The following is a 22869-nucleotide window of genomic DNA, read 5'->3' as shown; positions in this document are numbered from 1 at the left end:
CACCCCGACACCCCCGCCCCGCTCAGCGACGTGATGCCCACGGTGCTGGTGCTGGACTTCGGCGCCCAGTACGCACAGCTCATCGCGCGTCGTGTGCGCGAGGCCAACGTCTACTCCGAGGTCGTGCCCGCCTCCACCCCGGCGGCGCAGATCCTGGAGCGCAAGCCCGCGGCGCTGATCCTCTCGGGCGGGCCGTCGTCGGTGTACGAGCCCGGCGCCCCGCAGCTGGATCCGGCGCTGCTCGAGGCCGGGGTGCCCGTGCTGGGCCTGTGCTACGGCTTCCAGTCGATTGCGCACGCCCTCGGCGGCACCGTGGCCAAGACCGGCACCCGGGAGTACGGCTCCACCCGCCTGGACTCGGTGGACGCCGACTCCGTGCTGTTCGCGGGCCAGGACCTCGAGCAGGTCGTGTGGATGTCCCACGGGGACGCCGTGACGCAGGCGCCCGAGGGCTTCGCCGTGACGGCCTCCACCGCGGGCGCCCCCGTCGCCGCGTTCGAGGACCGCGAGCGCCGCATCTTCGGCGTGCAGTGGCATCCCGAGGTGGGCCACTCCTCCCGCGGCCAGCGGGTGCTCGAGCAGTTCCTGCACGTGGGTGCGGGCCTGGGCTCGGACTGGACGGCCAGCGGGGTGATCGAGGAGCAGGTCGAGCGCATCCGCGAGCAGATCGGGGACAAGCGGGCCATCTGCGGCCTGTCCGGCGGCGTGGACTCCGCCGTGGCCGCGGCCCTCGTGCAGCGCGCCATCGGCGACCGCCTCACCTGCGTCTACGTGGACCACGGCCTCATGCGCGAGGGCGAGTCCGCCGAGATCGAGCAGGCCTTCGGCGAGGCCCACGGCGGCGCCCGCCTCGTGATGGTGGACGCGCGCGAGGACTTCCTGTCCGCGCTGGCCGGCGTCACCGACCCCGAGACCAAGCGCAAGATCATCGGCGAGCGGTTCATCCGCACCTTCGAGAAGGCGCAGGCGGACATCGTCCTCGAGTCCGAGCACGACCCGGACGCCACCGAGGTCCGCTTCCTCGTGCAGGGCACGCTCTACCCGGACGTCGTCGAGTCCGGCGGCGGGGACGGGGCGGCCAACATCAAGTCCCACCACAACGTGGGCGGCCTGCCGGACGACATCGAGTTCGAGCTGTGCGAGCCGCTGCGCGAGCTGTTCAAGGACGAGGTCCGCGCCGTGGGCGCCGAGCTCGGCCTGCCTGAGGGCATCGTGCACCGCCAGCCGTTCCCGGGCCCGGGTCTGGGCATCCGCATCATCGGCGAGGTCACCCAGGAGCGCCTGGATCTGCTGCGCCGCGCGGACGCGATCGTGCGCGCCGAGCTCACCGCGGCCGGGCTGGACCGCCAGATCTGGCAGTGCCCGGTGGTGCTGCTCGCGGACGTGCGCTCCGTGGGCGTACAGGGTGACGGCCGGACCTACGGCCACCCGGTCGTCCTGCGCCCCGTCACCAGCGAGGACGCCATGACGGCGGACTGGGCCCGGATCCCGGACGACGTCCTGTCCCGCATCTCGAACCGCATCACCAACGAGGTCGACGGCGTCAACCGCGTCGTGCTCGACGTGACCAGCAAGCCGCCGGGCACCATCGAGTGGGAGTGAGCGGCGCGTCCGGCGCCGCATCCGGCCGCCCCTGACCGGGGCGGCCGTCCGCACGAAGACCGCCTGGACCCAGGCGACGGAGGAAGGACCGCACGCACGTGACCGAGCAGGAGTTCCCGCGCCTGGCCCGCGCCCGCGCCGCCGCACGCCCCGACGAGGGGCAGACCCGCCCCGACCCGGCCGCCTGGGTGTCCTCCCTGGGCTCGGGCGCCGAGAACGACACGATGCTGCGGTTCGCGCCCTCGGCGGCCAACAGCATCGACCTCACGGAGGCGAACTCCTCCGGCGTCTCGCAGCTGCTGCTGGGGCGGCGCACCCGCCTGTCCACCCTGCTGCCGGCCGGCCCGGTGCTGGACGCGGCGCACGAGGTCTCCCTCGGCCTGCGCGCCAAGGTCCGCGAGCTGGCGGAGGAGCGCGGCATCGACGTCGGCGCGCTCGCCGTGGGCGTGGCCACGTGGACGGCCGAGGAGGACGGCCGGCGGGAGCGCCGCTCCGCCCCCGTGCTGCTGGCCCGCGTGGCCCTGACGGTGCGCCGCGGCGCCCGGGGCCGGGACGAGCTGGAGGTCCAGATCACCGAGCCGGCCCGCCTGAACCCGGCGCTCGTGCGGAACCTGCGCCGGCACCACGGCATCGCCCTGGACCCCGAGGCGTACCAGCAGGCCGCCTACGCCACGGCGCGCCTCGAGCCCGCCCCCGCGTTCGCCCGCCTGCGCGAGGAGACCGCCGCGATCGCGGACCTGCACATCCAGGATTGCCTGCTCGTCTCCACGTTCGCGGACCTCGGCGAGACCGCCTCCCTGCCCGCCTCCCTCGAGGATCTGCCGGTCGTGCAGGCCCTGTACGACGCCGGGACCGGCATGGTGCCCCGCCCGGCGGCGCTGCAGCCCACGGGCGCGCCCGCGGAGGATGACGTCGCCCCGGCGGACGAGCGCCTCGTCGTCGACGTCGACGCCGCCCAGGCACGCGTGCTCGAGCACGCCGCGGCGGGGGAGTCCCTCGTGGTGGCGGCCGCCCCCGGCACCGGGCAGACCCAGACCGCCGCCGCCCTGGCCGCGCGCCTGGCCTGGGAGGGTCGGCGCGTGCTGGTCGTGGCCGAGCGCTCCGCCGCCCTGGCCGACGTGCTCGACCGCCTCGAGGAGGCGGACCTGCGCTCGATCGCGCTGGATGTGCCCGCCAACGCGGACCCCGAGCTGCTCCGCCGCCAGCTCGTGCAGGCCGTCCTGCGCTCCGAGCGGGCCGTGGACCCCGACACCGCCCGGGACGAGGCCGCCCTGACCGAACGACGGCGCCGGCTGCAGGAGCACGTCGGCTCACTGCACCACGTCCGCCCCCGCTGGGGCTGCTCGCCGTTCCAGGCGATGCAGGCCCTGGCCGCCCTGACCGGGCTCGAGACGCCGCCGGCCACCACCGTGCGCCTCAAGCGCTCCGTGCTGGACTCCACCGTGAACCGGCAGGCCGTGGGCGAGCAGCTCGTGCGCGCCGGGGAGCTCGGCGCGTTCTCGGCCGCCGCCACCGAGAGCCGCTGGTTCGGCGCCCGCGTGCGCAACGTGCAGGAGACCGAGGCCGCCTCGGAGCTGGCCGACGAGCTGGCGGCCGCCCTGCACACCACCCGGCGCGCCGTGGACACCGCCGCCGCCCAGGCCGGCCTGCGCCCCGAGCGCACGGTGGCCGGCTGGGCGGAGCAGGCGGACCTCTACCGCCGTGTGGCCCGCACCCTCACCGAGTTCACCCCCGAGGTGTTCTCCCTCGACGTGCCCCAGCTGGTCGCGGCGACCGCCACCAGCTCGTGGCGGCGCCTCCACCTGGTCGAGATGTCCTCGGTGACCCGGTCCCGCCTGCGCCGCGCGGCGAAGGACGCGGTCCGCCCGGGCGTGCAGCCCACGGACCTGCACGGCGCCCTCGTGGACGCCGCCGCCGTCCTGGAGGACTGGAACCGCCACGCCGCCGAGCCGGGCACGCCCCCGCAGGTGCCGGACCAGGGCGAGCACGTGATGGGCCAGGTCGGCCAGGTGCGCGAGCGCCTACGCCGGCTCGAGGGCGTCCTCGCCCCGGAGGCCGTGGCCGAGGCGCCCTTGGAGGAGCGGGACGTGGACGACCTCGTGGCCGCCGTCGACGGGCTCGTGGCGGACCGCGACACCCTGGCCACGCTGCCCGAGCGCACCCTCGTGCTGGACAGCCTGCGCGACCACGGCCTGGCGGAGCTGCTCGAGGACCTGCGCGACCGCGAGGTGCCCACCGAGGCCCTGACCGCCGAGCTCGAGTTGGCGTGGTGGCAGTCCGCGCTCGAGGCGATGATCTCCGGGGACGACTTCCTGGCCATGATGAGCGGCACGGACCTGGCGGAGGTCGAGCGCGGGTTCCGCGACCTGGACCGCGCCCATCTCGAGCGCGGCGGCGCCCGGCTCTCCGCCGCGCTGGCCGCGCGCTGGCGGGAGGCGCTGCGCACCTATCGCGCGGACGCGGCCGTGCTGCGCACCCTGCTCAAGCAGGGCAGCCCCACGGTCGAGTCCCTGGCCACGATCACCCCCGAGCTCCTGCAGCCGCTCGTGCCGGTGGTCACCACCTCGCCCATGGCCCTGTCCGAGTTCCCCCCGGAGTGGCGCGCCGACGTCGTCGTGCTGCTGGAGGCCGACGCGACCGCCCTGGCCACCGCGATGGGCGCGCTCACCCGCGCCCCCCAGGTGGTGGCCTTCGGCGACCCGGTGATCGGGCGCCCGCAGTCGTTCCAGGTGTCCGTGGACCCGACGGCGACCGCCGGGCCCCTGCGCCCGCTGCGCTCGGCCCACGACGCGCTGGACGAGGTGCTGCCCACCCTGCCGCTGCGCACCGTGCACCGCCCCCTCGAGCGGCGCCTGGTGCGCCTGCTCTCCGCGCTCGCCTATGACGGCGCCCTGGACGCGCTGCCCACCGCGGGCGAGGCCACCGGCCGGGATCGTGCCGTCACGGCCGAGTACCTGCCCGAGGGCACCGGCATCCCGATGACCGGCGGCGACGTGGTCGAGTCCACGAACGCCGAGGTCGCCCGCACCGTGGAGCGGGTGTTCGAGCACATCCGCGACCGGCCCGAACAGTCCCTGGCCGTGGTCACGGTGTCCGAGCAGCACGCCCGCAGGGTGGCCGCCGCCGTGCAGGCCACGGCCGCGCAGGCGCCGTGGGCCCACGAGTTCCTCGCCCGTGGCCGCGGCGAGGACGCCGCCGACGCCGAGCCGTTCGTGATCGTGCCGGTCGTGCGCGCCGCCTCCGTGGTGCGTGACGCCGTGATCCTCACCCCCGGCTACGGCCGCACCCCGCACGGCCGCGTGGTGCACCACTTCGGCGCCTTCTCCGACCCGGACGGCGAGCGCATGGTCACGGTTGCGCTCACCCGCGCCCGCCGGCGCCTGCACCTCGTCTCGGCGCTGCGCGCCGCGGACCTGGACGAGGACCGGCTCGACGGCGGCGCCCTCTGGTTCCTGCGGCTGCTCGAGGCCTACCTGGGCGACGACGCCGCGGACCCCGTGGGCATGGTGGGCGATCCGCTGCTGGCCGATCTGCGCGACCGGCTCGAGGAGCACGGCGCCCGGGTCCTGCCCCGCTACGCCGGCGTCATGGACCTGGCCGTGCTCGATCCGCGCGCGGACGAGGCGCCCCGTCCGCTGGCCCTGGCCGGCGACGGTGGCGAGGTGTACCGCGCCCTCACGGTGCGGCAGCGCTCGCGGACCCTGCCCGAGGGGCTCGAGGCCCGCGGCTGGGAGCCCCGGACCCTGTGGTCGATCGACGTGTTCGCGGACCCGGAGTCCGTGGCCCGCGAGCTGGCCGACCGGCTGGGCGTGGAGCCGGCGGACGAGACGGACGAGACCGACGAGACCGACGACGATGCCCGCTGACGGCGCGCCGCGCCGCCGCGGCCCGCGCCGGGCGGACGCCCCGGGCACCGGCCCGGCCACCGCCGACGGCCGCGAGCCGCGCCTGCCCGGGATGCCCCGGCTGACCGGGCAGGCCGGGACGTCGCCGGCGACCGCGCCGACCGGACATGAGGCCGGGGTCGAGACCGGTGCGGCCGAGGCCGAGCGCGACCGCTGGCTGCGCGAGCAGCGCCCGCCCCACTGGGGCTGAGCCGGCCCGATGCGGCCGGGTCAGTCCGCGGGGGCGGAGGACGAGGACGACGTCGAGGACGTCGAGGACCCGGCGGCCGAGTCCGAGGTCGATCCGCCGGCCGAGCCGGTGCCCCCGGTGCCGGAGCGCGAGTCGGTCCGGTAGAACCCGGAGCCCTTGAAGCTCACGCCGACCGAGCCGTACTGCTTGCGCAGGACGCCGCCGCACGCGGGGCACTCGGTGAGGGCGTCGTCGGTGAAGGCCTGGACGACGTCGAAGGCGTGGCCGCAGTCCTTGCAGCGGTAGGCGTAGGTGGGCATGCTCAGCTCCAGCTCGCTCGGGGCGCGCCGGGGCGCGCGGTTCTGGGGGGATCCGACCCCCGATGCTACTCCGCGCCGCGGGCCGGGCTCAGACCCAGCGCAGCCCGGCCGCGGTGACGACGCCGTCCACGGGCCGGTCCGTGGGCTCGGCAGGGATGGCGCCCGCCGGCAGCAGCTCGTCCTCGAACACGAGGGCCACGGTCGGCACGCTCCGCGGCAGCTCGGCGAGGAAGCGGTCGTAGTAGCCCCCGCCCTGGCCCAGGCGCATCCCGTCCTCGGCCACCGCGAGCGCCGGCATGACCACCGCGGTCGCCGCCGCCAGCGCGTCGGTCCCGAGCCGTTCGCCCACGGGCTCGTCCACGGGGGCGTTCGCCGCGCGCGCCGTCGCGACCTCCGGGTGCCACGGAGTCCAGCTCAGGCGGCGTTCCGGCTCGATCACGGGGACGAGCACCCGCGACCCGGCGGCCAGCAGGCGCGTGCGCAGCACACCGGTGTCCGGCTCGGTGGCCATCGGCAGCACGGTGGCCACCACCGGGGCGGTCCCGTCCGCGGTCGCCGCGGCCACGCGCGGACCCAGCCACGCCCACAGGTGCTCGACGGCGGCCGCGGACTCGGCGGCGCGGCGCGCGGGGGAGCGGTCGCGGCGGGCGGTGCGCAGGCGGGCACGCAGGGCGGCCTTGGCGTCCACGACGTCGTCGACGCCGGCGACGGGGCCCGTGGCGGCGGGCTCGGGCACGGGAGGGGGAGTGCGCATGTCCCCATGATGCCCGCCGCACCGGTGCCGCGCCCGGCCGCGCATAGGATCGACGCCATGTCCTGGCAGCGTTCCCCCTGGCCCGTGACCCTGCGGCACGGCACCCTCGCCCTGCGGCCGCTGCGGAGGCGGGACCGGGAGGCGTGGGAGGAGCAGCGGGCGCACAACCGCGAGTGGCTGACGCCGTGGGATGCGACGAGCCCCGTGCCGGGCGCGGGCCCGGCGTCGTTCGGGCAGATGGTTCGCTGGCACGGCCGGCAGGGCCGGGACGGCAGCGCCTACACGTGGGGCATGGTCCTCGACGACGACCGCCCGGACCGGGACCGCCTGGTGGGGCTGCTGTCCCTGGGCGGGATCCAGTACGGCTCGGTGCTCTCCGGCTCGATCGGCTACTGGATCGACCGTCGCCAGGCCGGCCGGGGGCTGACCCCGACGGCCGTGGCCATGGCGACGGACTGGGCGTTCCGCAGCGCCGGTCTGCACCGGGTCGAGGTCAACATCCGCCCGGAGAACGCGGCCAGCCTGCGGGTCGTGGCGAAGCTCGGCCTGCGCGACGAGGGCCTGCGGCGCGCGTACCTGCACGTGGACGGCGCCTGGCGGGACCACCGGACGTTCGCGGTGACCGCCGAGGAGGTCCCCGACGGCCTGCTGGCCCGGTGGCTGGCCACCCGGCCGCGCCCCTGAACGGCCGACGGGACACGCCGCGTGCGGACACGCCCCGATGGCCGGACTGGTCCGCCCCCGGCGCTAGGCTGACCGCATGGACGAGACCACCGCGCCGACAAGGGCCGTGCAGGCCGCGCTCGACGCGCTGGCCGACGCCCGGGTGAGCGCGTCGCTGGTCATCGTGGCCCTCGTGGCCTTCCTGGCCTGGCGGCTCGTGCTGCGCCGCCATCGTCTCGCGTCCGCCCCCGCCCGCCCGTCGATGCCGAGGTCCTTCATGCACCGTCTGCAGAGCTCGCCCGCCGTCCGTGCCCTGAGCGCCCGGTTCTCGGGCCGCCTGAGCGCCGCCGCCGACGCGGCGCGCGCCGCCCGCGGCCGGACCGGCCTGCACATCCGGTGGGGGCGCACGGCGCTGTTCCTCGCCGCCCTCGTGGCCCTGCTCGTGTTCCTCGTGGCCGGTCTCGCCGCCGCGTTCGGCGCGGGCACGCTCGCCCTGGCAGGCTGGTCGCTCCTGTTCGCCGTGGCCGGGCTGGCCGGCCTGCGGGCCCTCGCGGTCCGCGACCGCACCCGTCGCGCCCGGCCCGCCGCCGCCGTCGTCGTCCCGGAGTGCCCCACCGCCCCGGCGGCCGAGGAGCGGCAGGCCCCGCCCGCGGACCCCGAGCGGGACCGCCGCGTGCTGGAGACCGTGCTGGCCTTCGAGACCGAGGCGCCGCGGCATCCCACCGCACCGCGCCCCGCGCCCTCCGCCCACGGCGGACGGCGGGGACACGGCTGGCACTCATGTTGAAGGAGTGCCAGAACCCGGAGTAGAGTGGGCACTGGCACTCGGGGGTACCGGGTGCCAATGCCCGAGGTGGACCGTCCGGCACCGCGACGACGGAGGGTCTGACGCCCGTGGCGCACCCGCAGACCACAGCATCAGCGGTCCGGCGAGCCCGCCGGAGCCGCACGTCGACGAAGAAGGAGTGTGCAGCATGTCTGTCTCCATCAAGCCCCTTGAGGATCGCATCGTTGTCCGCCCCCTGGAGGCCGAGCAGACCACCGCGTCGGGCCTCGTGATCCCGGACACCGCCAAGGAGAAGCCGCAGGAGGGCCAGGTCGTGGCCGTGGGCCCGGGCCGGGTCGCCGAGAACGGCAACCGCGTGCCGGTCGACGTCGCCGAGGGTGACGTGGTGCTGTACTCCAAGTACGGCGGCACCGAGGTCAAGGTCGGCGGCGAGGAGTACCTGGTGCTCTCCGCCCGCGACGTGCTGGCCGTCGTCACCAAGTGACCCCGCCGCGACGGGCCCGGTGAGCGGCGCGCACCGCACCGGTGCGCGCGCCCCGGGCCCCTCGCGTCCCCGCACCCCCTGACTCCCTGAACGAAAGGAGCGTCCGTCATGGCCAAGCAGCTGGCTTTCAACGACGACGCACGCCGCGCCCTCCAGGCCGGCATCGACAAGCTCGCCGACACCGTCAAGGTCACCCTCGGCCCCAAGGGTCGCAACGTGGTGCTCGACAAGGCGTGGGGCGCCCCCACCATCACCAACGACGGCGTCACGATCGCCCGTGAGGTGGAGCTGGAGGACCCGTACGAGAACATGGGCGCCCAGCTCGCCAAGGAGGTCGCCACCAAGACCAACGACATCGCGGGCGACGGCACCACCACCGCCACCGTGCTGGCCCAGGCCCTCGTGAACGAGGGTATGCGCCAGGTCGCCGCCGGCGCCGCGCCGGGCGAGGTCAAGAAGGGCATCGAGGTGGCCGTGGCCGCCGTCGAGCGGCGCCTGCAGGAGAACGCCCGCCCGGTCGAGGGCCAGGAGGTGGCCCACGTGGCCGCCATCTCGGCCCAGAACGACGAGGTCGGCGAGCTGCTGGCCCGCGCGTTCGACACGGTCGGCACCGACGGCGTCATCACCATCGAGGAGTCCTCCACGACCTCCACCGAGCTGGACGTCACCGAGGGCATGCAGTTCGACAAGGGCTTCCTGTCCCCGTACATGGTCACCGACGCCGAGCGTCAGGAGGCCGTGCTCGAGGACGCCTACGTCCTGATCAACTCGGGCAAGATCTCCAACGTGCAGGAGCTGCTGCCCCTGCTGGAGAAGGTCCTGCAGGCCAACAAGCCGCTGTTCGTGATCGCCGAGGACGTCGAGGGCGAGGCCCTGTCCACCCTCGTGGTCAACAAGATCCGCGGCACCCTGAACGTCGTGGCCGTCAAGGCCCCGGGCTTCGGCGACCGCCGCAAGGCCATGATGCAGGACATCGCGATCCTCACCGGCGCCCAGGTCGTCTCCCCGGACCTCGGCATGAAGCTCGAGCAGGCCGACCTGGACGTGCTCGGCTCCGCCCGCCGCATCACCGTCACCAAGGACGAGACCACCATCGTCGACGGCGGCGGTGCGGCCGAGGACGTCGAGGCCCGGGTCGCCCAGATCAAGGCCGAGGCCGCCGCGACCGACTCCGACTGGGACCGCGAGAAGCTCCAGGAGCGCCTCGCCAAGCTCTCCGGCGGCATCGGCGTGATCCGCGTGGGCGCCGCCACCGAGGTGGAGCTCAAGGAGCGCAAGCACCGCATCGAGGACGCCGTGTCCTCGACCCGCGCCGCCCTCGAGGAGGGCATCGTGGCCGGCGGCGGCACCGCGCTCATCAACGCGCTGACCGCGCTCGACACCGACGCCGACGTCCAGGCCCTGACCGGCGACGCCGCCGTGGGCGTGGACATCGTCCGCAAGGCCCTGAAGCAGCCGCTGCGCTGGATCGCCCAGAACGCGGGCGAGGACGGCTACGTGGTGGTCTCCAAGGTCGCCGAGCTGGAGCCGAACCACGGCTTCAACGCGAAGACCGGCGTCTACGGCGACCTGATCGCCGACGGCGTGATCGACCCGGTCAAGGTGACCCGCTCCGCGCTGGCCAACGCCGCCTCCATCGCGGCCCTCGTGCTGACCACCGAGACCCTCGTGGCGGACAAGCCCGCCGAGGAGGACGAGGCCGACCACCAGCATTGACCCCTGAGTCGGCCCTGACGCGGCCGGTCGACGACGACGGCCCCTCGCCCGCCCGGGTGAGGGGCCGTCGTCGTGCGGGCGGGAGACGACCGCCGTCCGGGGCGCCCCCTAGGGTGTGCCCATGGACACACCCACGCCGCCCCGTCCCACCGGGTCCCACCCGACCCGGACCCCGGCCCGGCCACGGCTGCGCCGCTTCGTCCGGGAGTTCTCCTATCCGCACGGCATCCACCCGGCCCTCGTGCCGGGCGTGTCCGTGGAGGACCGCCGGGTGCGCTACGGCGTGGACCGGGCGATCCTCACCGTCGTCGGCCTGCTGGTGGTCGGCTTCGTGGTGTGGGGCGTGCTGCAGCCGGACGCCGTCCTGGCCGTCTCGAGCGCGGCCCTCGACTGGGTGATGCTCCACGCCGGCTGGCTGTTCGCCCTGCTGGCCATCGGGATGGTGTGGTGTTCCTGCTGGCCCTGGCGTTCTCCCGGTACGGCGAGATCCCGCTGGGCCTGGACGGGGAGAAGCCGGAGTACTCCACGGCGAGCTGGTCGGCCATGCTCTTCGCGGCCGGCATCGGCATCGGCACCATCTTCTTCGGCCCGTACGAGCCGCTGACCTACTACCTGGCCCCGCGCCCGGGGGCGTATGAGGCGGGGAGCGAGGAGGCGGTGACGGGCGCGCTGGCCCAGGCCGCGCTGCACTGGGGCGTGAACGCGTGGGCGATCTACGCGATCGTCGGCCTGTCGGTCGGCTACGTGTCCTACCGCCGGGGTCGGGTGCCGCTGATGAGCTCGATCATCGCGCCGCTGTTCGGCGACTCCCAGCGCAGCGACTCGGTCGGCGCGCGCCTGATCGACGGGCTCGCGATCATCGCCACCCTGTTCGGCACGGCGGCCTCGCTGGGCATCGGCGCCCTGCAGATCGGCCGCGGCGTGCAGATCGTCTCGGGCTGGTCCGCGCCGGGGAACACGGTGGCGCTGGGGATCATCGTGGTGCTCACGATCGGCACCATCTTCTCGGCGGTGTCCGGTGTGGCCCGCGGCATCCGGTGGCTGTCCAACATCAACATGCTGCTCGCCCTCGGCCTGGCGCTGTTCTTCTTCGTCGTCGGCCCGACGGCGTTCCTGCTGAACATCGTGCCCGGCGTCCTGATGGACTACGTCTCCTCCGCCCCGGACGCCCTCGGCGCCTCGATGGCCGAGGGGGAGGACATGCAGGAGTTCCTCTCCAGCTGGACGATCTTCTACTGGGCGTGGTGGGTCAGCTGGGCCCCGTTCGTGGGCGTGTTCATGGCGAAGATCTCGAAGGGCCGGACCATCCGCCAGTACGTCCTCGGCGCCCTGTTCATCCCGGCCGCGGTGATCGTCGGCGCGTTCACGATCATCGGCGGCACCACCATCTGGCTGCAGCGGACGCAGGGCTCCGTGGCGCCGGACGGCACGGCCGCGTCGCTGCCCGCGCCGGCGGAGATCTTCTGGGTGGTCCTGGACCAGCTGCCCGGCGGCGGGCTGGTGGCCCCGGTCGTGATCGTCATGCTGGCGGTCTTCTTCATCACGACGGCGGACTCCGCCTCGATCGTGAACTCGCAGCTCTCGCAGCGCGGCGCCCCGGCCCCGCGCCGCACGATCACGGTGTTCTGGGCACTGTGCATGGCGGGCATCGCCGTCGTGATGCTGCTGACCGGCGGCGACACCGCGCTCACCGGCCTGCAGAACCTCATCACCATCACGGCGCTGCCGTTCACCGTGGTGCTCGTCCTCATGGCGGTCGCGCTCCAGCGCGAACTGGCCAACGACCCCTTCGCGATCCGTGACCGGTACCAGCGGGCCGCCGTCGAGAAGGCGACGGTGCGGGGCCTGGTGGAGTACGGGGACGACTTCGCGTTCACGGTGGAGCGCACCCCGCCGGGCAGCTGGTACGCGGCCGGCGAGGGATTCGACTCCACCGCCGCGGAGATCACCGACTGGTACCGCCGCACGGACGAGGACGGGAACCCCGTGGACGACGACTACGTGCTGGGCGAGTACCTGGACGAGGGGGACGGCGCGGACGGGCCCGCCGGAGCGGGCCCGTCCGGTCGCTGACTCAGGCGCGCGGCTCCGAGGTGCCGACGAGCTGGGCGCGGGAGTCGGCGGTCGCGTGGGCGCGGGCCTCGACGATCTCCTCCTCGTCCTCGCCGAAGATGTCGCCGCGCGGGGCGTCGTAGCGGTCCCGGTCGAGGATGCCCTCCTGGGAGGCCACGAGGGCGGGGATGAGGGCCTGGCCGGACACGTTGAGGGCGGTGCGGCCCATGTCCACGATCGGGTCGACGGCCAGGAGCAGGGCCATGCCCTCGAGGGGCAGCCCGGCGGTGGACAGCGTGAGCGTGAGCATCACGGTGGCGCCGGTGGTGCCGGCGGTCGCGGCGGAGCCCAGCACGGACACGAGTGCCACGAGGGCGTACTGGCTCAGGCTCATGTCGATCCCGTAGAACTGGGCGATGAACACGGCGGCCACGGCCGGGTAGATCGCGGCGCAGCCGTCCATCTTGGTGGTGGCGCCCAGCGGGACGGCGAAGGAGGCGTAGCCGGTGGGCACGCCGAAGTTGCGCTCGGCCACCCGCTGGGTGACGGGCAGCGTGCCGAGGGAGGAGCGGGAGACGAAGCCGAGCTGGAACGCCGGCCACACGCCGGTGAAGAACTGCTTGACGGAGAGCCCGTGCAGGCGCGCCAGCACCGGGTACACCACGAGCATCACGAGGGCCAGGCCCACGTAGATCGCCACCACGAACTTGGCCAGCGTGCCCATCGTGGACCAGCCGTACGAGGCCACGGCGTTGCCCAGCAGGCCGATGGTGCCGATCGGGGCCAGGCGGATGATCCACCACAGCAGCTTCTGGATGATCGCGAGCACCGAGCGGGAGAACGTGAGGAACGGGGCGGCCTTCTCGCCGACCTTGAGCGCGGCCACGCCCACGACGATCGCGATCACGAGGATCTGCAGCACGTTGAACGTGGGGGAGGAGGCGAGCGCCCCGTCCTCGCCCGCCGTGGTCTTGACGGTCAGGCCGAGGAAGTTCGCCGGCACCAGGGAGGTCAGGAAGTCGAGCCAGCCGACGTCCTTGGCCTGGTACGACGCCGGCGCGGTCTGGCCGGTGCCCACGCCCGGCTGCAGCGCGACGCCGACGGCGAGGCCGATGAGCACCGCGATGAGGCTCGTGATGGCGAACCAGAGCAGAGTCTTGGCGGCCAGGCGGGCCGCGTTGGTCACCTGGGCCAGGTTGGCGATGGAGGCGACGACGGCGAAGAAGACCAGCGGGACGACCGTGGCCTTCAGCAGGCTGATGTAGATGCTGCCGACGGTGGCCAGCGTCTCGCCGAGCCAGGTCGGGTGCTCGGAGGTGTGCCCCGTCGCGCGGGCGATCAGGCCCAGGACGAGGCCGAGGACGAGGGCGGCGGCGATCTGCCAGCCGAAGTTCGACGTCCAGGCGGGGAGCCGGCGTCGGGGCGCCGGTGCGGGGGAGGACTGTGCGGTGCTCATCCGGGGAGGTTAGGCGGTCCAATACCACGGCGCCGAAACGGATTGCGCCATGTGACGTCGTGGTGACGTCCGTCTCGCCCCCGCGTGGCCCAGCGCGGGGGCCCTGTGACGTGGCCCGCACCCGGGTCGCCGGTTTGACCCCCGGGCATAGAATCGCGGAAACACCCGTCCCGAAAGGCGCCTTCGTGACCAACACCAGCACCGGTCCCAGCCCCGAGCCCGTCCACTCCTCCTCGGATCCCTTCGGCTTCTTCGGCCTCACCTACGACGACGTCCTGCTGCTGCCCAACGCCACCGACGTGATCCCCGCGGACGCGGACCCGGGCACCCGGCTGACCCGCAACATCCGCTTGAACATCCCCATCGTCTCCGCGGCGATGGACACCGTGACCGAGGCTCCGCTGGCCATCGCCATGGCCCGCCAGGGCGGCATGGGCATCATCCACCGCAACCTGTCCATCGAGGACCAGGCCCGCCACGTGGACACCGTGAAGCGCTCTGAGTCGGGGATGATCAAGGACCCCGTGACCATCGGCCCCGACGCCACGCTCGCGGACTTGGACGAGCTGTGCGCCCAGTACCGCGTCTCCGGCCTGCCGGTGGTGGCCGAGGACATGACGCTGCTGGGCATCATCACCAACCGCGACACCCGCTTCATCCCGCGCGAGGAGTGGGCCACCCGCACGGTGGACACCGCCATGACCCGCATGCCGCTGGTCACCGCGCAGGAGGGCGTCTCGCGCGCCGAGACCATCCGCCTGTTCTCCCAGAACCGTGTGGAGAAGCTGCCGCTCGTGGACGATGCGGGCCGGCTGACCGGCCTGATCACCATCAAGGACTTCGACAAGGCGGAGCAGTACCCGGACGCCGCGAAGGACGACGAGGGCCGGCTGCTCGTCGGCGGCGCCGTCGGCTTCTTCGGCGACGGCTGGGAGCGCGCCATGGCGCTCGTCGAGGCGGGTGTGGACGCCCTCGTGGTGGACACCGCGAACGGCCACACGCACGGCGTGCTGGACATGATCGCGCGCCTGAAGAAGGAGAAGGCGGCCGCGCACGTCGACGTCATCGGCGGTCAGGCCGCGACCTACGCGGGCGCCAAGGCGATCGTCGACGCCGGCGCGGACGCCGTGAAGGTGGGCGTGGGCCCGGGCTCGATCTGCACGACCCGTGTGGTGGCCGGCGTCGGCGTCCCGCAGATCACCGCCATCTACGAGGCGGCCAAGGCCACGCGCCCCGCGGGCGTCCCGCTGATCGCCGACGGCGGCCTGCAGCACTCCGGTGACATCGGCAAGGCCCTCGTGGCCGGCGCCGACTCGGTGATGCTCGGCTCCCTGCTGGCCGGCACGGCCGAGTCCCCGGGCGACCTCGTGTTCTACCAGGGCAAGCAGTTCAAGACCTACCGTGGCATGGGCTCCCTGGGCGCCATGCAGACCCGCAACGGCACGCGCTCCTTCTCCAAGGACCGCTACTTCCAGGCGGACGTGCCGGACGAGGACAAGCTGATCCCCGAGGGCATCGAGGGCCAGGTGCCGTTCCGGGGCCCGATCGCCTCGGTGGTCCACCAGCTCGTGGGCGGCCTGCGCCAGACGATGTTCTACACGGGCGCGTCCACGGTGGCCGATCTCAAGGAGAACGGCCGCTTCGTGCGCATCACCGCGGCGGGCCTGAAGGAGTCCCACCCGCACGACATCATGATGACCGTCGAGGCCCCGAACTACCGTTCGCGCTGACCCGCACGTCGGTTCCGGGGGGGCCCCCGGACGGGGCGGCGCCGACGACACGGTCGGAGCCGCCCCCGTGGCGCCTGGGCTAGGCTGGCCCGGTGACGAACCAGATTGAGATCGGCCGCGGCAAGCGCGGCCGCCGGGCCTTCTCCCTCGACGACGTGTCCGTGGTGCCCGCGCGGCGCACCCGGGATCCCCAGGATGTCAGCCTCACGTGGCGCATCGACGCCTACACGTTCGACATGCCCGTGATCGGTGCGCCCATGGACTCCGTGATGAGCCCGGAGACCGCCATCGCGATGGGGCGGCTGGGCGGTCTCGGCGTCCTCAACCTCGAGGGCCTGTGGACCCGCCACGAGGACCCGCGCCCGCTGCTCGAGGAGATCGCCGCCCTCGAGGCCGGCCCGGCCGGGACCGAGGCCACCCGCATGCTGCAGGAGGCCTACGCGGCCCCCATCCGCCCCGATCTGATCACCGAGCGCCTCGCGCAGATCCGCGAGGCCGGCGTCGTCGTCGCGGGCTCGCTGACCCCGCAGAACACGCAGGAGTTCTACCGCACCGTCGTGGCGGCGGGTGTGGACCTGTTCGTCATCCGCGGCACCACCGTCTCGGCCGAGCACGTCTCCTCCACCCAGGAGCCGCTGGACCTCAAGCAGTTCATCTACGAGCTGGACGTGCCCGTGATCGTGGGCGGGGCGGCCGGCTACACGCCGGCCCTGCACCTGATGCGCACCGGCGCGGCCGGCGTGCTCGTCGGCTTCGGCGGCGGCGCGTCCACCACCACGCGCCGCGCCATGGGCATCCGTGTGCCGATGGCCACGGCCATCTCGGACATCGCCGAGGCGCGCCGCGACTACATGGACGAGTCCGGCGGCCGCTACGTGCACGTGATCGCCGACGGCGGCGTCTCCACCTCGGGGGAGATCGTCAAGGCGATCGCCATGGGCGCGGACGCGGTCGTCCTGGGCGCCGCCCTGGCCCGCGCCACCGACGCCCCCGGCGGCGGCTGGCACTGGGGCCTCGAGGCCGTCCACCCGGAGCTGCCGCGCGGGCACCGCACCCACGTGGGCCAGGTGGCTCCGCTCGAGGAGGTCCTGTGGGGGCCCGGCCGCCACGCGGACGGCACGTCCAACCTGATGGGCGGCCTGAAGCGCGCCATGGCCACCTGCGGCTACACCGAGCTCAAGGACTTCCAGAAGGTGGAGGTCCTCGTGACCCCCACCCAGGCCGTCTGATCCCCGCCGCCGCATGGCGGCACCCCGACCGGAAGAGTTGATACGGCGTGCTGCGCACCGCCCTCAAGCCCGTCTGGCTGGCCACCCTGGTGCTGGCCCTCGTGGCGGCCGCGGTCTTCGTGGCGCTGTCCAAGTGGCAGTTCGAGTCCGCGGAGACGAACGCGCCGCCGCCGCGCACCCAGACCGAGCACGCCGTGCCGTTCCTGGAGCACGTGCGCCCCTACGAGGCCCTGCTCGGCTCGCAGGCAGACCAGGTCGTCACGGTCGAGGGGGAGTTCGTGCCCGGCACGGACGTCCTGGTCGGCCCGCGCCTGCTGAACGGCCGCGACGGCTACTGGACGGTCACGGCCCTCCGGGTGGCCGGCGCCCCGGACGGCGAGGTCGTCCCGGTGGTCCGCGGCTGGTCGGCCCGCGCCGACGTCGTGGACCCCGCGCCCGCCGGGCAGGTCACCGTCACCGGACGCCTGCTGCCCCCGGACGGGCCCCTGCCGCGTGAGGCAGCGGCCGAGGACACCGCCGACCGGCTCCTGTACCGCAGCCTGGCCCCGGCCCAGCTGGTGAACGTGTGGGACGAGCCGTCCTACGCGGCGTACGTCGCGGCGTTCGAGATGGTCGACGCCGCGGGCGCCGAGACGGGCGCGGCCGGCCCCGGCGGGCTCGAGCCGGTGTGGGTGGCCCCGCAGCCGGAGGAGACCCAGATCATCTGGCTCAACGTCTTCTACGCCGTGGAATGGATGCTCTTCGCCGGCTTCGCCCTGTTCCTGTGGTGGCGGTTCGTCCGCGACGACCACGTCCGGGACGAGCACGAGCGCCGGCTCGACGAGGAGTGGGCCGCGCAGTGGCGCGCCGAGGAGCTCGAGCGGCGCCGGGCGGCCGCGCGCGAGGCCAAGGAGCGGGCCGTCGCGGCACAGTCCGCGGCGCACCCACGCCAGGACCACGACGACGACGGGGCCGCGCGCCCCGACCCCCGCGACCCGGGCCCCCGTGGGCCCCGAGAGGAGCAGAGCCGATGAGCACCCAGCACCCCGGCCCCCAGCCGGTGGACCCGGCGAGCCTGCCGGATCCCGAGGACATCACGGAGGCCGACCTGCCCGAGCCGCCCCCGCGGCCAGGCCGGGAGCATCGCCGTTTCGCCGGCACCCAGCAGCAGATCCGCTCCGCCACCCGCCTCTACGTGGTGTGCGCGTGGATCACCGGCATCATGCTCCTGCTGCTCGTGGCGGAGATGGTGCTGAAGTACGGCATGCACGTGGAGCTCTACGCGGGCGGCACCACCCTGGACGGAGAGGCCAACGGCCTGGGGCTGCACCCCACGGACAGCGTGACCGGGGGAGTGAACCTGTCCCTGTTCATCCTCATCGCCCACGGCTGGATGTACGTGGTGTACCTGCTCGCCTCGTTCCGCCTGTGGTCCCTGATGCGCTGGGAGCCGCTGCGCCTGCTGGCGATGGCCGGCGGCGGCGTCGTGCCGTTCCTGTCCTTCGTGGTGGAGAAGCGCATGACCCGCGTGGTCCGGGACGAGCTGCACCGCTTCCCGGACGCCGCGCGGCGCTACTGAGCGCCTCGACTATCCTGGACGGGTGACGCAGAATGCCCCCCACGCCCCCACCGGCGCGGACGCCCGGCTCCAGGACGCCGCGCGCACGGCGGACGATCAGATCAGCGCCGCCGCCGAGCAGGACATCGCCGCCCTGGACCTGGACAACGTCCTGGCGCGGCGCCGGGCCTGCTGAGCCCCGCCGGGCGGGAGCGCCCGTGAGCATCGACCGAGCCGCCGCGCGCCAGGCCGTCCGCGCGTCGGGCCAGCGCTGGCTGCGCACCCGAGCCGACGCCCTGCACCTGCAGCGGGGACGTCGGCTCGCGCGGGTCCTGGACCTGGACGTGATGACCGGACGCGCCGGCGAGGCTCGCGTGCGATCCCGCACCCTCGTCCTCGCCCGCGACCCCCGACACCTCGCCGCCCCTGCCGCGGCGTGCCCGCCCGTCCCGGGCGAGCGCGGGATCCTGGAGGACGGCACCCTGTGGTGGTGGGCCCCCGCCGACCCCGTCCTGCCGGGCCTCACGCTGACCGCCGATCCGGACGCGCTCGCGGCCCTGATCGGCACGGCGCCGGGCCGGGCCCGCCTCACGTGGCGCGGCTACCGGCCGCGGGACCGGGCGGTCCTGGCCGTCGAGGCGACCGGCGACGACGGCGTCGTGGGCCGCACGTTCCTGAAGGTGCTCCCGCCCGCGCGCGCCGCACGGGTTGCCCGGCGCATGGCCGCGGCGGGGGCGGCCGGGGTGCCGGTGCCCGCCGTCCTCGCGGCGCCGGAGCGCGGGGTGCTCCCGCTCGCGAGCGTGCCGGGCCTGCCCTGGCGGGCGTTGCTGGCCGGGCCCGAGGCCGCCGCGCTCGACCCCGCGCGGGTCGCCGCGCTGCTGGACCGGCTGCCGCCGGTGCCCGAGGAGCCCCCCGGCCCGGCCAGCCCCACGGCCGGGGCGGCCGGGGGCGCCGACGCGGACGACGGCGGACCCGCCGTCCTGCTCGAGCACGCCACGTGGGCCGCCGTCGTGCTGGACCCCGAGGCCCAGGACGAGGCCGCCGCCCGGGCGGACCGGATCCGCGCGGCGCTCGCGGCCGGGGACCCCGGCCCGCGCGTGCCCGTGCACGGCGACCTGCACCCGGGGAACCTGCACGTGGACGCCGCGGGGGAGCGGATCACCGGCGTGCTGGACGCCGACGACCTGGGCACGGGACACCGCGTGGACGACTGGGCCGTCCTGATCGCCCATCTCGAGGCGGGCGCCGCGGACCTCGGCGCCGGCGGCGCCGCGCTGCGCGCCGTGGCCGCACGGTTTCGGCGCCACGCCCGCAGCGAGGTCGACGAGGTGGCGCTGGCCGCCCGCGTCGCGACCGTGCTCGCCGCCCTCGCGGCGCAGCCGACCGCACCCCGCGCGGTGCGGTCCGCCCGCCGTGCCGCCGCCGACGCTGCCCTGGCCCGCGTCGGCCTCTGACCCGCGACGGCGGCCGCCGCAGTCGGGCCGGGCCGCCGGGCCGCCGCCTCGAGCGGCGGTCAGTCCGCGCCGAGCCCCTCGCGGAGCGCGTCGAGCTCGTCCCGGACGCGCGCGGCGCCGTCGTGGTCCCCGAGGGCGGACAGGCACTGGTGCAGGCCCGTGAGCGCGCCGAGGCGCACGAGCGTGGAGTCGGTGGAGTCGCACACCAGGCGGAAGAGCGTCGCGGCCTGCTCGGGGCTGCCGTCCTCGGCCACCACGTAGGCGGCGAAGAGCTCGGCCTGCGCGGCGCCCTCGCGGTCCCCGGCGGCGGTGAACAGGTCGGCGGCCTGCAGCGCGGTGGCGATCGCCTCCGGCCCCCGCTCGAGCGACCACAGGGCCCGGGCGCGGGTGTCCGTGTAGTCGGCCACCTGCCAGTCGGCGCCGGCGTACCGCACGAGGGCGAGCGCCTCCTCGAGGAGGTCGAGGCCCTCCGCCTGGCCGGACTCGCACAGCAGGTACCCGTGCGCGTGCAGCGCGGCCGGCAGTACCGCCGGGTCCTCGTCCACCGCCTGGCGCGCGGCCGCGACCGCCCGCTCGAACAGGTCGAGGGCGGAGGGCCGGGTGCGTTCGTCGCGCTCGCGGTTCACGAGGGCGCCGGCGGCCAGGAGCGTGCGCGCGGCGTCCTCCCACTGGCCGTGGGCCTCGAACAGGCCGGCCGCCTCCCGCCACAGGGGCAGCGCGTTCTCGGCGCGGTCCTGGTCGTGGTGGGCGTGGCCGAGGTCCACGAGGGCGCGGGCCTGCTCGACGTCCCGGCCGTGGGTGGCCTCGCGGCGCACCAACCGGGCGAGCAGGGGCTCGGCCTCGTCGGCGCGGCCGGCGAGCACGAGCTGGTGCGCCCACCAGTAGCTCAGGCTCGAGGCCTCCGGCGCCTCGGCCTTCTCCGCGTGCACGGAGGCCAGCTCCCACGCGGCCACGGCGACCTCCTCGTACCCGTCGAGGTCGCCGGCCACGCGCCCGGCCAGGGCCGCCGCGGAGGCCGCGCCGCGCCGCAGACCGACCGAGGCCATCCGCTCCGCCGCCTCGAGCGCCAGGTCGAGGGCCGCCGTCGGACGGTCCAGCTCATGGGCGGCGATCGCCCGCACCGTGGTGGCGGAGGCCAGGACGGCCCGGGCGGCGGGCAGCGCGGTGACGACGGCGGCCGCCGCGTCCGCCTCGGCGTGCTCGCCCCGCCACAGGTGCAGGCGGGCGAGCAGCAGGTGCGCGCTGGACCACGAGCCGGTGGGCAGCAGGGCACCGGCCGCGCGCAGCCCGCCCAGGACGGCGATGACGCGGCGGGCCAGCTCGAGCGCGGCGTCCAGGTCCCCGGTGTGCACGCGGTGCACGGCCAGGGCCAGGGCGGCCTCGGGCAGGACGGTGTCCCCGGGGTCCTCGCCGGGAGCGCCCGGCTCGTCCTCCACGACGCCGGCCAGCACCGCCGCCTCGACCGTGTCCGGATCGCGCACGAGGGCGGCGCCGAGCTGGGACTCGAGCCCGGCCTGCCGGGGCCGGCCGAGGTGGCGCAGCAGCGCCGCCCGGGCCTCCACCCAGCGGGTCAGGGCGGCCTCGTCCCCGACCTGGCCCGCGGCGACGGCGAGCGCCCGCAGCAGGGCGAGGCGGACGTCGTCCTGGCCGGGCACGAGCGCGGCGAGGCCGGAGTCGGCGAGGCGGGCGGACTCCCGGGGCTCGTCGCGCAGCGCGGCCTCGAGGGAGAGCTCCCACCAGCCGCGGGCGTCCAGGGCGGTCGGGGCGTCGGGCGCCGCGGTGCCGCGGGCCTGCCGGAGCAGGGCGCGCACCCGGTCCAGGGCGGCGTCGACGGCCGGCTCCACGGGGCCGCCGGAGGGGTCGTCCCGGTGGGGCGGGTCCTGCGGGGTGTCCACGGGCGCTGCTCCTTCCGGGGGTGGGACGGGTGGTCATCCAGCCTAGGGCGCGGGTCGGTGGACCGTGCCGCTGTTCGCGGTGGGCGGTGCTCGTAGACTGGCCGGGCCGCGGCGTCGCCCGCCGCGGGCCGTCCCACTGCCGCCAGGAGTCCGCAGCCATGAGCACCACCCCCGCCGCCCCGGACGCCGCCGGAGCACACCCCGCCGGCCCGTTCCAGACGCGCGCCGGCGCCTACGCCCTGATCGTGGACGGCGGCCGCGTCCTGCTCAGCTCGTGGCAGGGGCCCGAGTTCCTGCAGTGGACGCTGCCCGGCGGCGGCATCGAGCTCGGCGAGAGCCCGGAGGAGGCGTGCCTGCGCGAGGTCTGGGAGGAGACCGGCCACACCGCCGAGCTCACGGGCCTGCTGGGCGTCACGACCGGGACGATCCCGGTGGAGAAGCGCCTGCGGGGCGAGCCGCTGCCCCTGCTCACCGTGCAGGTCCTCTACACCGCCCGCATCACGGGCGGCGTCCTGCGCCCTGAGGTCGGCGGATCCTCGACGGACGCACGCTGGTTCGACCTCGCGGAGCTCAGCGGGCTGCGCACCGCCTCCTGGGTCACCGAGGCGCTCGCCCGTGCCGGGGTGGCCACGTGAGCCGCCCCGCCCACCGCCGCCCGACGGCCCTCGCCGCCTCCGCCCTCGCGCTGTCGCTGGCGCTGGGGGCGTGCGCGCGGCAGGCGGACGCCCCGCCGACGCCCTCCGCGTCAGGCGCACCGATCACGGTCGTGCACGGCGGCGAGGGCCTGGAGGCCGCCGTCGCGGCGGTCCTGGCCCGTCACCTGCGCCTGCACGGCCACGCCGTGGGGGACGAGGACGGCGTCGCCGTGGAGCAGCCCGCGTGGTCCGCCGCCGGCGGGGACACGGTCGCCGTCGTGGACACCCTGGCCCTGGCCGCCGCCGCCGACCCCGCAGCGGCGCTGCCGTCCCCGCCGTCCCCGACGTCGACGCCGACGTCGACCCCGTCGTCGACGCCGACCGGGACGGAGGCCGGCCCGTCCGCGGACGCCGCGCCCACCCCCTCGGCCACCGCCTCAACCTGTCTCTTATACACCTCTCCGAGCCCCCGAGACGCGTA

Annotated in this window: 19 protein-coding genes and 1 pseudogene; 16 read left to right on the top strand and 4 right to left on the bottom strand. The window is 75.3% G+C overall.

Going from position 1 to position 22869, the window contains the following annotated elements:
* From guaA to J1M38_RS01015, 3 genes are all read left to right on the top strand, one after another.
* The coding region (gene guaA / locus J1M38_RS01025; protein WP_342214076.1) for a glutamine-hydrolyzing GMP synthase at positions 1-1602 on the top strand (1602 nt) is incomplete at its 5' end.
* A gap of 98 nt (positions 1603-1700) precedes the next feature.
* Positions 1701-5468 carry a DUF4011 domain-containing protein gene (locus J1M38_RS01020; RefSeq protein WP_206482075.1) on the top strand — a complete coding sequence of 1256 codons (3768 nt, stop codon included), beginning with the start codon at positions 1701-1703 and terminating at the stop codon, positions 5466-5468.
* Positions 5458-5697 (top strand): hypothetical protein, encoded by a 240-nt coding sequence (locus tag J1M38_RS01015; RefSeq protein WP_134377071.1) that lies wholly within the window; start codon positions 5458-5460, stop codon positions 5695-5697. Before J1M38_RS01020 ends, J1M38_RS01015 begins: the two co-directional genes overlap by 11 nt.
* Before the next feature lie 20 nt (positions 5698-5717).
* Here the strand turns inward: J1M38_RS01015 and J1M38_RS01010 are convergent, their stop codons facing one another.
* Positions 5718-5996 carry an FmdB family zinc ribbon protein gene (locus J1M38_RS01010; protein WP_041104378.1) on the bottom strand — a complete coding sequence of 93 codons (279 nt, stop codon included), beginning with the start codon at positions 5994-5996 and terminating at the stop codon, positions 5718-5720.
* Positions 5997-6084: 88 nt separating this feature from the next.
* Positions 6085-6750 (bottom strand): 5-formyltetrahydrofolate cyclo-ligase, encoded by a 666-nt coding sequence (locus J1M38_RS01005; protein ID WP_220482134.1) that lies wholly within the window; start codon positions 6748-6750, stop codon positions 6085-6087.
* A 57-nt stretch (positions 6751-6807) separates the two neighbouring features.
* On the opposite strand from J1M38_RS01005, the gene J1M38_RS01000 reads away from it, so the two are divergent.
* The 5 genes from J1M38_RS01000 (at position 6808) to J1M38_RS00980 (ending at position 12473) form a co-directional block, all read left to right on the top strand.
* Complete coding sequence (locus J1M38_RS01000) at positions 6808-7434, top strand: GNAT family N-acetyltransferase (protein ID WP_134377070.1); 627 nt, start codon at positions 6808-6810, stop codon at positions 7432-7434.
* 76 nt (positions 7435-7510) lie between these two features.
* Entirely contained in the window at positions 7511-8200 is a 690-nt protein-coding gene (locus tag J1M38_RS00995) for a hypothetical protein (RefSeq protein WP_241246383.1), read from the top strand.
* 187 nt (positions 8201-8387) lie between these two features.
* On the top strand, positions 8388-8684 hold the full coding sequence (groES, locus tag J1M38_RS00990; RefSeq protein WP_002857590.1) for a co-chaperone GroES: 297 nt from the start codon (positions 8388-8390) through the stop codon (positions 8682-8684).
* A 108-nt stretch (positions 8685-8792) separates the two neighbouring features.
* A complete protein-coding gene (gene groL, locus J1M38_RS00985) occupies positions 8793-10400 on the top strand; it encodes a chaperonin GroEL (RefSeq protein WP_123244326.1) in 1608 nt (535 codons plus the stop codon).
* Between the two features lie 447 nt (positions 10401-10847).
* Positions 10848-12473, top strand: a complete 1626-nt coding sequence (locus J1M38_RS00980) for a BCCT family transporter (protein WP_313957610.1) — start codon at positions 10848-10850, stop codon at positions 12471-12473.
* Between the two features lies 1 nt (position 12474).
* Here J1M38_RS00980 and J1M38_RS00975 read toward each other — a convergent pair whose 3' ends face one another.
* Positions 12475-13908 carry a dicarboxylate/amino acid:cation symporter gene (locus J1M38_RS00975; protein WP_144825270.1) on the bottom strand — a complete coding sequence of 478 codons (1434 nt, stop codon included), beginning with the start codon at positions 13906-13908 and terminating at the stop codon, positions 12475-12477.
* 185 nt (positions 13909-14093) lie between these two features.
* On the opposite strand from J1M38_RS00975, the gene guaB reads away from it, so the two are divergent.
* The 6 genes from guaB to J1M38_RS11870 all read left to right on the top strand — a co-directional run bounded on the left by guaB (position 14094) and on the right by J1M38_RS11870 (position 19858).
* Positions 14094-15638 (top strand): IMP dehydrogenase, encoded by a 1545-nt coding sequence (gene guaB, locus J1M38_RS00970; RefSeq protein WP_144825269.1) that lies wholly within the window; start codon positions 14094-14096, stop codon positions 15636-15638.
* Positions 15639-15730: 92 nt separating this feature from the next.
* Entirely contained in the window at positions 15731-16867 is a 1137-nt protein-coding gene (locus tag J1M38_RS00965) for a GuaB3 family IMP dehydrogenase-related protein (protein ID WP_060974318.1), read from the top strand.
* Between the two features lie 47 nt (positions 16868-16914).
* Complete coding sequence (locus tag J1M38_RS00960) at positions 16915-17880, top strand: SURF1 family protein (protein ID WP_036340919.1); 966 nt, start codon at positions 16915-16917, stop codon at positions 17878-17880.
* Entirely contained in the window at positions 17877-18425 is a 549-nt protein-coding gene (locus J1M38_RS00955) for a DUF3817 domain-containing protein (protein ID WP_036340922.1), read from the top strand. The genes J1M38_RS00960 and J1M38_RS00955 overlap by 4 nt, the downstream gene beginning before the upstream one ends.
* A gap of 22 nt (positions 18426-18447) precedes the next feature.
* Positions 18448-18600 (top strand): hypothetical protein, encoded by a 153-nt coding sequence (locus J1M38_RS00950; protein ID WP_206501160.1) that lies wholly within the window; start codon positions 18448-18450, stop codon positions 18598-18600.
* A gap of 22 nt (positions 18601-18622) precedes the next feature.
* The gene (locus J1M38_RS11870; RefSeq protein WP_134377068.1) at positions 18623-19858 is read left to right on the top strand and encodes a phosphotransferase; all 1236 of its coding nucleotides are present in this window, start codon (positions 18623-18625) and stop codon (positions 19856-19858) included.
* Between the two features lie 59 nt (positions 19859-19917).
* Here the strand turns inward: J1M38_RS11870 and J1M38_RS00940 are convergent, their stop codons facing one another.
* A complete protein-coding gene (locus tag J1M38_RS00940; RefSeq protein ID WP_134377067.1) occupies positions 19918-21753 on the bottom strand; it encodes a hypothetical protein in 1836 nt (611 codons plus the stop codon).
* Between the two features lie 158 nt (positions 21754-21911).
* Between J1M38_RS00940 and J1M38_RS00935 the strand changes: the two genes are divergently transcribed.
* A complete protein-coding gene (locus tag J1M38_RS00935; protein ID WP_101965826.1) occupies positions 21912-22388 on the top strand; it encodes an NUDIX hydrolase in 477 nt (158 codons plus the stop codon).
* A pseudogene (locus J1M38_RS00930) lies at positions 22385-22869 on the top strand (hypothetical protein); the annotation flags it as partial. The gene J1M38_RS00935 and the pseudogene J1M38_RS00930, both read left to right, overlap by 4 nt.

It is taken from the genome of Micrococcus sp. KRD070, from assembly GCF_017168435.1.
GTDB lineage: Bacteria > Actinomycetota > Actinomycetes > Actinomycetales > Micrococcaceae > Micrococcus > Micrococcus luteus.
This window is presented reverse-complemented; position numbering and strand designations above follow the sequence as displayed.